The sequence below is a fragment of the Amycolatopsis sp. NPDC028719 genome (assembly GCF_055565395.1).
In genome coordinates this window covers 513,647-527,615 of record NZ_JBVHUL010000001.1, presented here as the reverse complement: position 1 = coordinate 527,615, position 13,969 = coordinate 513,647, and the positions used below count along the sequence as shown (strand labels likewise).

The window sequence follows — 13,969 nt, the reverse complement described above, 5'->3', positions numbered from 1 at the left end:
AATGCCGGTGCATGACTGTAACGGAGGTCCTGCGGGTGCGCGGACTAGTGGTGGCCTGTGGCGACGGCGCGGCGGGCTTCGAAGAGGTCGACGACGTCGAGTCGGTCCGCGTGTCCAGCCGTCCCGGCAAGGCGGAAATCGACCCCTTGCTGGGCGAATACGATCACCTGGTCGTGTCGGGCGCCGACGCGGACCTGGCGGCTGTGGTCTTGCGGCTGCTCCGCAAGGAGGCGCTCTCCGGCGTGTCGGTCGGGTTCGTGCCGTCTTCGCCGGACTCGTCCGTCGCCGCGCTCTGGAACCTCCCGAAGACACCGCTGCAGGCCCTCGCGCTCGCCCTGCGCGGGGAGGTCGACCCGGTGCCGCTGATCCGCGACGACGTCGGCGGCGTGCTCGTCGGCCGCGGGGTGCTGCGGCTCGTCCGCGGCGTGGCCTACGCCGACGAACAGGTGGCGTTGCGCGGGCCGGCGTCGTCGATCGAGGTGACGCCGGACCCGGGCGGCCCGGGCCTGGCCGTCCGCGTCGTGAAGGGGACGATCTTCAAGCGGCCGACGACGCTCTACGCGCGCGCGTTCCAGATCGGCTGCATCCCGACGCGGCCGGTCAGCGACGACGTCGTCCACGAGCGCGCGGTGAACAAGTGGACCTGGTACCGGCACACCCAGGACCTTCGTCTGGTGCGCAGCCCGGCCTGACCTGGGGCTTTCACCCTTGAGTGCACGCACCGCAACGCAGCGTTCACCAACGGGCAGCAACATGTCACCTATACGTGTTGCACTCGTCACCCGGGTGTATCAGGGTTAGCTGTCCCCACATCTGACATGGAGGCAGCAATATGCCAACCAGGCGTGCTGTTCGTCATTCCTTGACTGTCCTCGCCGCCACCGCGGTGCTCTCCGGCACGCTGGTCAGCGTCGCCGACGCCACCCCGCCGGGCATCCCGTCGACCACGACGGCGAAGTCGGAGCTGGCCGCGCTGACCGTCAAGGCCGACGGGTCCCAGACCGGCTACAGCCGCGACAAGTTCCCGCACTGGATCGACCAGGGCAACAGCTGCAACACCCGCGAGCTGGTGCTCAAGCGCGACGGCACGAACGTCGTCACCGGGTCGGACTGCGCGGCGACGTCCGGCAGCTGGAAGAGCCCGTACGACGGCGAGACCTGGACCGCGGCGTCCGATGTGGACATCGACCACGTCGTCCCGCTGGCCGACGCGTGGCGCACCGGCGCTTCGTCGTGGACGACCGCGCAGCGGCAGGCGTACGCGAACGACCTCACCGACCCGCAGCTGATCGCCGTGACGGACAACGTCAACCAGGAGAAGGGCGACAAGTCGCCCGACCAGTGGAAGCCGCCGCTCACCAGCTACTGGTGCACCTACGCGAAGATGTGGGTCGCGGTGAAGTCCAAGTTCAAGCTGACGATCAACTCCGCCGAAAAGTCGGCGTTGACGGACATGCTCGGCCGCTGCTGACCTGGCTCCAAAGCCGTGAATGTCGCATTGAGGGACTCTGAGTCCCTCAATGCGACATTCACGGCTGTCAAGGGGGAGTTGTTGCGGTGCCAGGGAATGGGACCGCGGTTCGCTCTGTGGGACGGCCTTCAGCGCGTGGTTAGCGTCGCTCATCGAAGACGCAACCGCTCCCCGCTGGAGGCCGTCCGGTGTCCCCACTCTTCCGCGCCCGCAACGCCGCGGCCCTGCTCGCCCTGCCCGTCCTGCTGACCGCCTGCTCCGCCGCCGGCACCGAACCAGCCGCCGACGCGGGCCCGCCGAAGGCCGGCGGCACGCTGCGCCTCGGCATCTCGTCGGCGCCGGACTGCATCGACCCGCAGCAGACCGCGACGAACGCGTCCATCAACGTCGCGCGCCAGCTGGTCGACTCGCTCACCGACCAGGACCCGAAGAGCGGCGAGATCAAGCCGTGGCTGGCCGAGAAGTGGGAGGTCAGTGCCGATTCGACGGCGTTCACCTTCCACCTGCGCGCCGGCGCGACGTTCTCCGACGGCAGCCCGGTCGACGCCGCCGCGGTCAAGACGAGCTTCGACGGCATCAAAGCCCTCGGCACGAAAGCCCAGCTCGGTTACGGCTACCTCGCCGCCTACCAGGCTTCGACGGTGGTCGACCCGCAGACCGTGCGGATCGAGTTCTCCGCGCCCAGCGCCCAGTTCCTCCAGGCCAGCTCGACGATGTCGCTCGGCGTCCTCGCGCCCGCGGCGTTCAAGAAGACGCCCGAGCAGCGCTGCCAGGGCACCGGCCTGATCGGCTCCGGGCCGTTCGTCTTCGAAAGCCTGAAGCAGAACCAGGAGATCGTCCTGGCCAAGCGCAAGGGCTACGCGTGGGGCTCCTCGCTGTTCAAGCACCGGGGCGAGGCCTACCTCGACAAGATCGACTACAAGATCGTCCCCGAGCCCGGCGTCCGCACCGGCAGCCTCGCCTCCGGCCAGCTCGACGCGGCGACCGACATCCAGCCGGTCGACGAGCCGCAGTTCAAGGGCAACGGCTTCAGCGAGAACATCCGGCCCAACCCCGGCGTCGTGTTCAACCTGCACGCCAACACCACCCGCGGCGTGCTCACCGACGAGAAGGTGCGCCAAGCCGTGCTCAAGGGCGTCGACCGCACCGAGGTCGTGAACACCGTCCTGACGGCGAGCTACCGGCCCGCCACCAGCATCCTCGGCTCGGCGACACCGCTGTACGAAGACCTCTCGCAGCAATTGGCTTACGACCAGAAGGGCGCGGCCGCGCTGCTCGCCGGCGCCGGCTGGGTGCCCGGCCCCGACGGAATCCGCGTCAAGGACGGGCAGAAACTGAGCGCGTCCGTCGTGTTTTCGCCGGTGTTCAACCAGAACCGCAGCGTACTCGAGCTGGTCCAGCAGCAGCTCCGCAAGATCGGCTTCGACCTGCGGATCGAGCAGCACACCACGGCCGAGACCACGCAGATCCAGCTCGGCGGCAACTACGACTTCCTCTGGTACAACGTCACCCGCGCCGACCCGGACATCCTGCGCGGCCAGTTCTCCACCAAGGCCGGCAACCGCAGCAAGCTGACGCCGGGCAACCCCCTCGACGTCGCGCTCGACGCCCAGTCGTCCACTGTGGACAAGGCCAAGCGCAAGCCGTCGGCCGACGAGGTGCAGAAGCTCATCATCGACCACGCCTACGCGATCCCGGTGTTCGAGCTGACCCAGGTCGTCGCGCTGAGCTCGCAGGCGCACGCCGTCGACTTCGAAGCGTCGTCGCGGCTGCAGCTCTTCGACGCGTGGCTGTCGTGAGGAACTACCTGCTCCGTCGCGCCGGGCAGGCGGTGTTCGTGCTGTGGGCGGCGTTCACGCTGTCGTTCCTGATCCTCTACCTCCTGCCGGGCGACGCTGTCTCGGCGAAGCTCGCCAGCGGGGAGGCCGGTTCGTCGGCGACGCCCGAGCAGCTCGCCGCCGCCCGCGCGGAGTACGGCCTCGACTCGCCGCTGCCGGTCCAGTACCTGAAACGGCTGGTCTCGGCCCTGCACGGCGACTTCGGGCGCAGCGTCGCGACCGGCGACGACGCGACGCACATGGTCGTCACGGCGTTGCCGCCGACGCTCGCGGTAACCGGGCTGGCACTCGTGTTCGCGGTGGTCTTCGGCGGCGGCTCGGCGTTCCTGGGCACGTTCACGCGGTTCCGCTGGCTGCGGCAGGCGCTGCTCTCCCTTCCGTCGCTGGCGATCTCGCTGCCGCCGTTCTGGGTCGGGCTGCTGCTGATCCAGTTCTTCTCGTTCCGGCTGCGGCTGCTGCCGGCGCTGGGCACGCAGGGCTTCGAGACGATCATCCTGCCCGCGGTCACCCTCGCGCTGCCGACCGGTGCGATCATCGGGCAGGTGCTGGCCAAGAGCCTGGCGACCCAGCAGGAAGAGCCGTACGCACAGATCGCCGCGGCGAAGGGCGCGAGCCGCTGGCGAGTCCACTTCGGACACCTCCTGCGCAACGCCGCCGTGCCGACGCTCACTGTCGCCGGCGTCGTGGCGGGCAACCTCGTCGCGGGTTCGGTGATCACCGAGACGGTGTTCTCCCGCGACGGCGTCGGCCGGATCACCGCGGCCGCCGTCACCGCGCAGGACGTCCCGGTGGTGCAGGCGGTGATCGTGCTGGCCGCGCTGGTGTTCGTGGTGCTCAACCTGATCGTCGACCTGCTGTACCCGCTGCTCGACCCGCGCATCGCCCGCACGCCGGAGGTGGCCCGTGGTTGACCTGGCTCTTCCGAAGCGGCACTTTCACGTGAAAGTGTCGCCCGCGCTCTTGCTCCCGGTGGCCGTTCTGGCGTTCGTGCTGCTCGCGGCCTTCGTGCCGGGCCTGCTGACCGGGTACGACCCGATCACCGGCGTCCCGGCGGAGCGGCTGCAGGGGCCGTCGCCGCACCACCTGTTCGGCACCGACGAAACCGGCCGGGACGGCTACGCCCGCGTGATCCACGGCGCGTCGCTCTCCCTGCGGGCGACTGCGATCGCGGTGCTCGTGGCGCTGGTCGCGGGCTCGGCGCTCGGCCTGCTGGCCGGGTTCCGCGGCGGCTGGGCGGACACCGTGATCATGCGGATCGTCGACGTCTTCCTCGCCGTCCCCCCGATCCTGCTGTCGCTGGCCCTGGTCACGGCGCTGGGCTTCGGCACGACGAACGTCGCGATCGCCGTCGGCATCGCGAACCTCGCGTCCTTCGCGCGGGTCATGCGAGCGGAGGTGCTTCGCGTGCGAAACGGCGTGTTCGTCGAAGCGGCGCGCGCGAGCGGAGTGCGCTGGTCCGGGGTGCTGCTGCGGCACGTCCTGCCGAACGCGGCGGGCCCGGTGCTCGCGCTGGCGACGCTCACCCTCGGCACGGCCGTGCTCGAGGTGTCGGCACTGAGCTTCCTCGGCTTCGGCGCGACGCCGCCGACGCCGGAGTGGGGCTCGCTCGTCGCGGGCGGGCGCAGCTTCCTGGCCACGGCCTGGTGGATGACGACGTTCCCGGGACTGACGGTCGCGGCGGTGGTCCTCGCCGCGAACCGGCTGTCCCGCGCCCTGGACGGAGGAGACCGATGACCCTGCTGCGGACCGAGGACCTGGCCGTGTCGTACCGGACGCGGAGCGGCCTGGTGCCCGCCGTGCGCGACGTCGGGTTCGACGTCGGCGCCGGCGAGGTGGTCGCCGTCGTCGGCGAGTCCGGTTCGGGCAAGTCGACGACCGCGCACGCGGCGATCGGGCTGCTGCCGCGCGGCGGCCGGATCGACGGCGGTGCGATCACCTTCGACGGCCGGAACCTCCTTTCCCTGTCGTCCCGGCAGTGGCGCTCGGTGCGGGGCCGCGAGATCGCCCTGGTGCCGCAGGACCCGGCGGTGTCGCTGAACCCCGTGCACCGGATCGGCGAGCAGGTCGCCGAGGTGCTGCGGATCCACGGTCTCGCGGACCGCCGATCCGCGGGTGTCCAGGCGATCGAACTCCTCGAACGCGCCGGCGTCCCTGACCCGGCGCGAAGGGCGCGGCAGTACCCGCACCAGCTCTCGGGCGGACTCCGGCAGCGCGTGCTGATCGCGGCGGCGCTGGCCGGGCGGCCGAAGCTGATCATCGCGGACGAGCCGACGTCGGCGCTGGACGTCACCGTGCAGCGCCGGATCCTCGACCACCTGACGTCGCTGGCCGCGGACTCCGGCACGGCGATCCTGCTGATCACGCACGACCTCGGCGTCGCGGCCGACCGCGCGTCGCGGATCGTGGTGCTCTCGCAGGGCTCGGTGGTCGAAGAGGGTTCGTCCGTCGTCAGCGCGCCGGCGCACCCCTACACCCAGCAGCTGCTCGCGGCGGCGCCGAGCATGACGAGCACCGTGCGGCCGCCCGCACCGGCCGCCGAGCCGCTGGTGTCGGTGCGGGACCTCGCGAAGACGTTCGACGGCGGGATCCGCGCGGTCGACGGCGTTTCCTTCGACATCCCGCGCGGCCAGACCCTGGCGCTGGTCGGCGAGTCCGGCTCGGGCAAGTCGACGACGGCGCGGATGGTGCTGCGGCTGGAGACGCCGTCCGCCGGTTCGGTGGAGTTCGACGGCCAGGACATCACCGCGCTGGGCGGCGACGAACTGCGCCGGCTGCGGCGGCGGATGCAGATCGTCTACCAGAACCCGTACGCCTCGCTGAACCCGAAGTTCTCCATCGAGGACGTGGTGGCGGAGCCGCTGCGGGCGTTCAAGCTGCCCCGCACGCGGGTCCCGGAGCTGCTCGACCAGGTGGCGCTGCCCGCGTCGGTGGCGCGCCGGAAGCCGTCGGAGCTGTCCGGCGGCCAGCGGCAGCGGGTGGCGATCGCGCGGGCGCTGGCGTTGCGGCCGGACCTGGTGGTGTGCGACGAACCCGTGTCGGCGCTGGACGTCTCGGTGCAGGCCCAGATCCTGCGGCTGCTGGCGGACCTGCAGTCGGAGCTGGGGCTGTCGTACCTGTTCATCTCCCACGACTTGGCGGTGGTCCGGCAGCTCGCGGACCAGGTGGGCGTGCTGCGGGACGGCGCTCTGGTGGAGCTGGGCCCGGCCGCTCGGGTACTGCACGAGCCGCGCTCCGAATACACGAAGGAACTACTGGCGGCGATCCCCGGACGTTCGGTGCAGGAAGTCGGCTGAGACAGGAAAGCGGACAGGTTCGACGGTGGGTGTTTCCCCAACCACCCATCGCGACGTATGGTCTGGACCATGCGGAGGATCGGCGTGGCCTTCGTGGCCTTGGTGCTGATGATTTCGGGTGCGGTGCCGGCTTCGGCCGCCGCCGGGCGCAGGGTCGTCGTCTACTACCAGACCATCTACAACGGCTCCACCTACGTCTCGCCGCTCCCGCTGCGCGACGCCGGGGCCACGGACGTCGTCGTCGGAGCCATCCACCTCGACACCGGCAGCGTCGTGCACCTCAACGACGATCCGCCGAACGCGAGCAAGTTCACGCGGATGTGGCAGGACCTCGCGACCCTGCGCAGCCAGGGCGTGCACGTGCTCGCGTTCGTCGGCGGGGCCGCGGCGGGCAGCTTCCAGCGGCTCGAAACACAGTTCGACACGTATTACCCGCTGCTGCGGAACCTGATCCGCACGTACTCGCTCTCCGGCATCGACCTCGACATCGAAGAGCACATGTCCAACGGCGCGCTGAACAAGCTCATCGACGCGCTTCGAGCCGACTTCGGCAGTTCGTTCCTGATCACCCTCGCCCCGGTCGCCACCGAACTCAGCGGCGGCGGCGGGCTCTCCGGCCTCAACTACGACACGCTCTACCGCGACCGCGGCAGCCAGATCTCCTGGTTCAACACGCAGTTCTACTGCGGCTGGGGATCTTTGAGCAGCACATCCGGGTACGACAACATCGTGCGCCGCGGCGTCGTCCCCGCGAGCAAGGTCGTCGCCGGGACCGTCACCAACCCGGCCAACTGCAGTGGATACGTGGACATGTCGACACTGCAGTCGACCGTGCGGAGCCTCAAGAGCAAGTACGCGGACTTCGGCGGGATCGACGGCTGGGAGTACTTCAACTCCCTGCCCGGCGGAACGTCGGCGCCGCAGCAGTGGGCGCAGCAAATCGCCCCGGTCGTGAAGGGCTGACGAGTACGCTCGGGGCGGTGCGGATCCTCTTCACGTGCCGCCCCGCGTACGGCCACCTGTTTCCCTTGCTGCCGCTGGCGAACGCGGCGGCCGAAGCCGGCCACGACGTCGTCTTCGGCACCGGCGAGGCCTTCGTGCCCAAAGTGCGTGACCTCGGTTTCGAGGTCCACCGCGCCGGGATCGGCATCGGCGAGGCGGAGGCCGAAGCGAAGAAGCGGCACGGCGAAGACGCCGGCTTCCTGGACGTCGGCATCACGATGTTCGCCGAGCTGCTGCCGCGGTCCTTGCTCGACGACCTGACGCCGCTGCTCCCCGAACTGCGTCCGGACCTGGTCGTCTACGAGATGAGCGACGTCGGCGCCGGGGTGGCGGCGCGCCGCGCGGGCATCCCCGCCGTGTCGGTCGTGATCGGGCGGTCGATGCCGCCGGAGCTCCTGGCCGTCGCGGCCGAGCGGCTGCGGCCGCTGTGGGGCACGCTCCCCTCGGACGCGCTCTTCGGCGACGCCTGCGTCGACGTCTGGCCGGACAGCCTCCGCGACCCGGGCACCGCGTCCGTGCCGACGGTGTTCCGGATGCGCCCGACACCGTACGACCCCGACGTCCCGCTGCCGCCGCTGCCGGAAGACGGCTTCGCGTACCTGACACTGGGCACGGTGGTCTACGGCGCGACGGACGTCCTGCGGGGTGCGATCCGCGCGTTGTCCCGCCTGGACGTGGACGTGCTGGTGGCGCTCGGCCCCGGCAATCCCGCGCTGCTCGGTGCGCTGCCGGACCGGGTCCGGGCCACGGGGTTCGTACCGCAGGCCGAGGTGCTGAAGCACGCGGGTTTGGTGGTCCACCACGGCGGCACGGGCACGGTGCTCGCGTCGCTCGCGGCCGGGCTGCCCCAGCTGATCCTGCCGCAGGGCGCCGACCAGTTCGCGAACGCGGACACGCTCTCGATGCTGGGCGTCGCGAAGTCGCTGGTGGGGGACGCGATCCGGATCCCCGCGATCGAGACGTCGGCGCGCGAGTTGCTCACCGATCCGAAGCCCCGCGAGATCGCGCGGGACATCGCAGCCGAAATCGCGGAGATGCCGCCGCCAGAACAGGTCCTGGCGGAAATCGTCAGCTGGGCGGGCTGACCAGCGCCAGGATCTCGCGGGCGACGGCGTCGTTCTGGCGGAAGCTCGCCGCGTTCGTCCGGGGCCGGGTGAACGCCGCCGCCGAGCGGGCGCTCGTGTGCGGGCCCACGGCGAAGCGGTGCGGGTGCGGGCGGCCGGTGCCGTCGAGGAGGCGGGAGTCCGACACGCGCGTGTGGATCCGGCCCGAGGGCAGCAACGCGCCGGTCACCGGGTCCGTGACCGTTTCCTCGGCCAGTTCGCCCGTGTCGCGCAGCTGCCGGAGCAGGCCGTCCGCCGCGCGCGTGACGCTCGGGCCCGGCAGCCGTGCTTCGACGAGGGTCCGCGCCGAAACCGTTCCCGGGTAGCTGGTGCTGGTCGCGACGAACGTGCCGCGGTCGGCCGTCACCTGCATTTCCGCGCCGGCGAAGGAAACCACGCCGGCTTCGTGCAGGGCCAGCAGTTCCTCCAGCCGGCGCGGCGGCGGCCCGCTGGCGTAGTACGAGAAGAACCCGTGGAACCAGCCGTCCATATCGGACACTTGCGATGATGCGTCCAGCCGTCCTTTTTGGACGAGCACGGGCAGCTGGCCGTACACCGAGAGCAGCGCCGTGAACGCGCCGAGGTCGGCGCTGAACTCCTGGTCGGCCCGGCGCGCGAGGTCGGCTTCGACGTACTCCCGCAGTTCCTTGCCGAACTCCTCCGCCGAGCCGAACTCGCGGCCGTGCAGGGGCCGGTCGAGGCGGTCGAGGTCGAGCCGGTCGGCCTCGGCGGGCACCGCTCGCGTGACGAGGTCCCGCATTCCCGGTGAATCCCAGGGCAGGTCGGCGAAGGCGTCGGCGAACACGGCGAAGTCCATGCGCACGCGGTCCGGGTGGCCGGTGAACAGCTCGTGGTAATAGCCCCAGGCCAGTTCCTTGGCGATCAGCGGCCACACGTCCACGCGGAAGTCGAGCGCTTCCCCGGGAAGGCCGTCCATGGCGTAGGCGTCGAAGAACCTGGGCAGCCGCAACGGTTTTCCGCGCGGCCGGTAGCCGATCTTCGCGTGGTAGGGCACTCCGCGCCGTGAGCCGACGTGCAGCACCGGCTCGGTGCCGCTGGGGTGGTAGCGCAGGCCACCGCACGGCAGCTCCTCGAAGCGGCCGCCGCGGCCCTCGGTCAGCAGCAGCATCAGGTCGACGAACGCCAGCCCGAACCCGCGGACCAGCACGGTTTCGCCCGGTGCGATGCCGGAGTAGTCGACGTCGGCGGTGTAGCCGGCCGGGTAGTAGGCGAGGCCGTGACGTGCGGCGAAGGTGACGAGCTCGCGCTCCCGGTCGTCCGGTTCCGCGTCGAGGTGCCCGACGGTGAACACGACGGCGTCCGCGCGCACCGTCGTCCCGTCGGACAGGCTGACGGCAAGCCCGTCGACGCCGACGGCCCGCGCGGCGTGCTCGACGACGTCGATGCCTTCGGGGAGATCGCCGACGATCTTGCGGTAGACCCAGGTCAGGTAGGCGCTCTGCAGCCGCCGGGTCGGGAAGTCGAAGCTGTCGAGCGCGGTCAGCTCGGCGACGACGTCGGCGGGCACTTCGGCGTCGAGCGCGCCGTCACGCACCTTCCGCGCCCACTCCAGCAGCGTCGGCCCCGGTCGCACCGGGCCCGCCATCTTCACCGAGTCGTCGGTGAACATCGTGACGTCCTCGGGCATGGAGTTCATCCGCAGCAGCGGCGACTGGTCGTAGCGCCACACCCGGCCGGGTCCCGGCGGGAACGGGTCGATCAGGTGCACCTCGAGCCGGCGGTCGCGCAGCAGCCCGGAGTTCGCGCCGAGCCGTTCGAGGACGCCGACCCCCCGGGGTCCGGCGCCCACGACAGCGAGGGTGAACGGCGCGCGCTCGGCCATGAAGCCGAAGCTACGCCGGGGCTCCCGACCAGGGCGTCCTTCCCATACTCCGGAATTCCGGGAATAAGACCAAACACTCCGGCGACCGGCGCCGAATCCCCGGGGCACACCGGTGATAGGAGCGGATTTGTCCTTCGTCCACCCAGGCGCCCGGGCCTTCGCGAGTAGACCGCACCTGCGAAGACGTGACTGACGAGATCAGTCCGCCGCGCCGCGTCCACACCGCGCAGGACGTGGTCGGCACCCTGCTCAGGGGCAACTGGGCGATCTTCGCGCACGAATGGGCCGATCCGGAGGGGATCGACCCGAAGCACTGGCGAGACGTCGTCGAGGCCGCTTCGGAGGCGGCCGGGATCGACGTCGAGTTCGTGGTGGTCCCGCGCCGGTCCCTGACCGTCGTGTTCAACCGGGCGGCCCCGCCCACCTTCGAGCAGGTTCGCGCGTCGATCGAGGTGATCGAGCGGAACCGGGCCTGAGTTCCACCCTGCGGACTTCGTTGCCGCGCACCGCGCGCCGGGCGTAGCTCTGGCGGTAGCGACGCGAAAGAAGGTGACGGAATGCCGGTGGAGTTCCTGGGCATCGGAGGCACGCACGACGGGTCGGAGACGCACGCCCGCTCGGGCGGGGTGTTCGACAAGGAGTACACGCTGCGCCTGGCCCGCGCGCACGAGGACTTCGGCTGGGACCGGGTGCTGTTCGCGTACGGGTCCGGCTCGCCGGACCCCGCGCAGGCGGCCGCGTACGTCGCCACGAAGCTCGAGAAGCTGCAGATCCTGCTCGCGCACCGCCCGAACGTCTCGTACCCGACGTTCGCGGCGAAGACGTTCGCGACGCTCGACCAGATCTCCGACGGCCGCCTGACCGTGCACTTCATCACCGGCGGCAACGACCACGAGCAGCAGCGCGAAGGCGACTACCTCACGAAGGACCAGCGCTACGGGCGCACGCGCGAAGCGATCCAGATCATCAAGAAGGCCTGGACGTCGGACGAGCCCTTCGGCTTCGAGGGCGAGTACTACCGCTTCAAGGACTACGTCAGCGACGTCAAGCCCGTGCAGAAGCCGCGGCCGGGCGTCTCCTTCGGCGGCTCGTCGCCCACCGCGTACGCCGCCGGAGGGGCCGAAGCGGACATCTACTGCCTCTGGGGCGAGCCGCTGGCCCAGACCGCGGAGCAGATCGAGTCCGTCAAAGCCGCCGCGAAAGCGGCCGGCCGCACGGACGTGCCGCGGATCCAGGTCGCGTTCCGGCCGATCATCGCGCCGACCGAGGAGCTGGCCTGGGAGAAGGCCCACGCGACGGTGGGCGCGATCAAGGACCGCACGAAGGGCGGCCGGCCTCTGACTCGCCGGCACAAGCTCACCGAGCCGGAGAACACGGGCTCCCAGCGGCTGCTGTCGGTCGCGGCGCGGGGCGAACGCTTCGACCGCGCGCTGTGGACCCCGACGGCGGCCGCGACGGGTGGCGCGGGCAACTCGAACGCGCTGGTCGGCACACCGGAGACGGTCGCGCAGGCGCTGCTGGACTACTACGACCTCGGCGTCGAGATCCTGTCGGCGCGGGGCTACGACATGCTCGGCGACACGATCGACTTCGGCCGGTACGTCATCCCCATCGTCCGGGAAGAGGTGGCCAAGCGGGACGCCGAGCGCGCGTCCGGCACGACGCGGACCCCCGCGGAGGACGCCCTGGCCGTCGACGGCTGAGTCTCCCTTCCCCCAAGTAGCCACCTCGCGAACGCGAGGTGGCTACTTTTGCCTCTGGCCCTCCGGCCATCGGGTACGGAATGATCCATTGGTGACTCCTGGGCGACCGGCCAGACACTGCGGGCTATCGTCTGACCCGTTCAGGAAAGCTCCGTGACACCTTGGATACCGGCGAAAGAACCTAGAGATTTACCAACAGTCACGGGACACTGGCTGAGGTAACTCACGTACCGTGACTACCTCATGACCGATAGCCGTCTTCGTCACCAGCGGTTATGCGAAGGGCACGGTCTGCACAAGAGGTCGGGAGAAAGCGCATGGCAGCTCCGCGGGATCGCGTCACGTTCCGCGAGGTGTTCGGAATCGCCGAGTTCCGCGCGCTGTGGTTCGGGGAACTGCTGTCGATCGCCGGCGACCAGCTGGCCAGAGTCGCGCTGTCCATCCTGGTCTTCACCGGGACCAACTCGGCCACGCTGACCGGCCTCACGTACGCGCTGACCTACGCCCCCTCGCTGCTGGGCGGCGTCTTCCTGACCGGCTTCGCCGACCGGTTCCCCCGCCGCACCGTGATGGTGCTCGTCGACCTGCTGCGCGCCGCGCTGATCCTGCTCGTCGCCCTGCCCGGCGTGCCGTTCTGGCTGATGTGCGTGCTGGTCGGCGGGGTGTCCCTGGTCAACCCGCCGTTCAAGGCGTCCCAGCTGGCCCTCCTGCCGCAGGTGCTCGAAGGCGACCGGTTCGTCGTCGGGATGGGCATCCGGAGCATGACCGTGCAGAGTGCGCAGCTGCTCGGGTTCGCCGGCGGCGGCGCGCTGCTGATCGCCCTCGACCCGCACGTGGCCCTGGCCATCGACGCCGCCACCTTCGTGCTCTCGGCCCTGTTCATCCGCCTCGGCGTGCGGGCCCGGCCGGCCGCGGCGAGCGGCGAGGAGCGCAAGTCCTTCTTCGCGACGCTCGGCGGCGGCAGCCGGACGGCGTTCGCGAGCTCGCCGCTGCGCACCCTCGTGCTGTTCACCTGGCTGATGGGACTCCTGCCGGTCTACGAAGGCATCGCCGCGCCGTACGTGTCCGCGGCCGGCGGCGGCCCCGAAGCGATCGGCCTGCTGCTCGCGGCCGACCCGATCGGCAGCGTCATCGCGACGTTCGTCTACACGCGCTGGGTGCCCGCCGGGGTGCGGCCGAAGCTGATCGGCCCGCTCTCGGGGTTCTGCGCCGTCCCGCTGGTGTTCTGCTTCCTCAACCCCGGGCCGGTCGCGTCGATCGTGCTGTTCATCGTGTCCGGCGGCCTCGGCACGGTCTGCCTGCTGCAGGCGACCGCGTCACTGACGCTGGCCGTGCCCGACGCGCAGCGCGCGCAGGTGATGGGCCTGTCCAACACCGGGCTGACCACGATGATGGGCATCAGCCCGCTGATCGGGGGCGTGCTCGCGGATCAGCTGAGCCCGCACGGCACGGTCGGGATCTTCGGCATCGCCGGGATCGTGCTCACCCTGCCGCTGGCGGCGCTGTGGGCACGATCGTTATCGCTGGAGCCCGGAAGAGGGCACGGCAAAGAAGCCGCACGCGCCGAACATGCTTGACATGCCCCGCGCGTGGGCCTGACCTGCGCGACCTTGCGGTGCGCTGTGCGGTCACTGATCTTTGCCGCGCATCGCTGGCCACCTCTCGTTCCGGTGTCAAAGAAAAAGTACACACCGAAAGCCCTTGTGGACAGCTGGC

The 13,969-nt window shown here is 70.6% G+C and carries 12 protein-coding genes; 11 read left to right on the top strand and 1 reads right to left on the bottom strand.

Going from position 1 to position 13,969, the window contains the following annotated elements:
* Positions 1-11 precede the first annotated feature (11 nt).
* The 8 genes from ACZ4TR_RS02545 (at position 12) to ACZ4TR_RS02510 (ending at position 8,689) form a co-directional block, all read left to right on the top strand.
* Positions 12-692 carry a hypothetical protein gene (locus ACZ4TR_RS02545; protein WP_465285448.1) on the top strand — a complete coding sequence of 227 codons (681 nt, stop codon included), beginning with the start codon at positions 12-14 and terminating at the stop codon, positions 690-692.
* Between the two features lie 140 nt (positions 693-832).
* Positions 833-1,471, top strand: a complete 639-nt coding sequence (locus tag ACZ4TR_RS02540; protein ID WP_465285447.1) for an HNH endonuclease family protein — start codon at positions 833-835, stop codon at positions 1,469-1,471.
* 188 nt (positions 1,472-1,659) lie between these two features.
* Positions 1,660-3,270, top strand: a complete 1,611-nt coding sequence (locus tag ACZ4TR_RS02535) for an ABC transporter substrate-binding protein (RefSeq protein ID WP_465285446.1) — start codon at positions 1,660-1,662, stop codon at positions 3,268-3,270.
* The gene (locus ACZ4TR_RS02530; protein ID WP_465286271.1) at positions 3,267-4,220 is read left to right on the top strand and encodes an ABC transporter permease; all 954 of its coding nucleotides are present in this window, start codon (positions 3,267-3,269) and stop codon (positions 4,218-4,220) included. The genes ACZ4TR_RS02535 and ACZ4TR_RS02530 overlap by 4 nt, the downstream gene beginning before the upstream one ends.
* A 49-nt stretch (positions 4,221-4,269) precedes the next feature.
* The gene (locus ACZ4TR_RS02525; protein WP_465286270.1) at positions 4,270-5,043 is read left to right on the top strand and encodes an ABC transporter permease; all 774 of its coding nucleotides are present in this window, start codon (positions 4,270-4,272) and stop codon (positions 5,041-5,043) included.
* Entirely contained in the window at positions 5,040-6,602 is a 1,563-nt protein-coding gene (locus ACZ4TR_RS02520; protein ID WP_465285445.1) for a dipeptide ABC transporter ATP-binding protein, read from the top strand. The genes ACZ4TR_RS02525 and ACZ4TR_RS02520 overlap by 4 nt, the downstream gene beginning before the upstream one ends.
* A gap of 69 nt (positions 6,603-6,671) precedes the next feature.
* Complete coding sequence (locus ACZ4TR_RS02515) at positions 6,672-7,565, top strand: glycosyl hydrolase family 18 protein (RefSeq protein WP_465285444.1); 894 nt, start codon at positions 6,672-6,674, stop codon at positions 7,563-7,565.
* Between the two features lie 17 nt (positions 7,566-7,582).
* Positions 7,583-8,689 (top strand): glycosyltransferase, encoded by a 1,107-nt coding sequence (locus ACZ4TR_RS02510; protein WP_465285443.1) that lies wholly within the window; start codon positions 7,583-7,585, stop codon positions 8,687-8,689.
* On the opposite strand, the gene ACZ4TR_RS02505 is transcribed toward ACZ4TR_RS02510, so the two are convergent.
* Positions 8,673-10,550 (bottom strand): FAD/NAD(P)-binding protein, encoded by a 1,878-nt coding sequence (locus tag ACZ4TR_RS02505; protein WP_465285442.1) that lies wholly within the window; start codon positions 10,548-10,550, stop codon positions 8,673-8,675. The genes ACZ4TR_RS02510 and ACZ4TR_RS02505 overlap by 17 nt on opposite strands.
* A 185-nt stretch (positions 10,551-10,735) precedes the next feature.
* Between ACZ4TR_RS02505 and ACZ4TR_RS02500 the strand changes: the two genes are divergently transcribed.
* The 3 genes from ACZ4TR_RS02500 (at position 10,736) to ACZ4TR_RS02490 (ending at position 13,830) form a co-directional block, all read left to right on the top strand.
* Positions 10,736-11,026 carry a hypothetical protein gene (locus tag ACZ4TR_RS02500; RefSeq protein WP_465285441.1) on the top strand — a complete coding sequence of 97 codons (291 nt, stop codon included), beginning with the start codon at positions 10,736-10,738 and terminating at the stop codon, positions 11,024-11,026.
* An 81-nt stretch (positions 11,027-11,107) separates the two neighbouring features.
* Entirely contained in the window at positions 11,108-12,253 is a 1,146-nt protein-coding gene (locus tag ACZ4TR_RS02495) for an LLM class flavin-dependent oxidoreductase (protein ID WP_465285440.1), read from the top strand.
* Between the two features lie 317 nt (positions 12,254-12,570).
* On the top strand, positions 12,571-13,830 hold the full coding sequence (locus tag ACZ4TR_RS02490; protein ID WP_364510606.1) for an MFS transporter: 1,260 nt from the start codon (positions 12,571-12,573) through the stop codon (positions 13,828-13,830).
* The last annotated feature ends 139 nt before the right edge of the window (positions 13,831-13,969 follow it).

Bases quoted from the DNA above. Each gene is read 5' to 3' on its own strand.
- ACZ4TR_RS02505 (WP_465285442.1), bottom strand. From the start codon at position 10,550: ATGGCCGAGCGCGCGCCGTTCACCCTCGCTGTCGTGGGCGCCGGACCC.
- ACZ4TR_RS02490 (WP_364510606.1), top strand. From the start codon at position 12,571: ATGGCAGCTCCGCGGGATCGCGTCACGTTCCGCGAGGTGTTCGGAATC.
- ACZ4TR_RS02540 (WP_465285447.1), top strand. From the start codon at position 833: ATGCCAACCAGGCGTGCTGTTCGTCATTCCTTGACTGTCCTCGCCGCC.
- ACZ4TR_RS02545 (WP_465285448.1), top strand. From the start codon at position 12: ATGACTGTAACGGAGGTCCTGCGGGTGCGCGGACTAGTGGTGGCCTGT.
- ACZ4TR_RS02520 (WP_465285445.1), top strand. From the start codon at position 5,040: ATGACCCTGCTGCGGACCGAGGACCTGGCCGTGTCGTACCGGACGCGG.
- ACZ4TR_RS02495 (WP_465285440.1), top strand. From the start codon at position 11,108: ATGCCGGTGGAGTTCCTGGGCATCGGAGGCACGCACGACGGGTCGGAG.
- ACZ4TR_RS02515 (WP_465285444.1), top strand. From the start codon at position 6,672: ATGCGGAGGATCGGCGTGGCCTTCGTGGCCTTGGTGCTGATGATTTCG.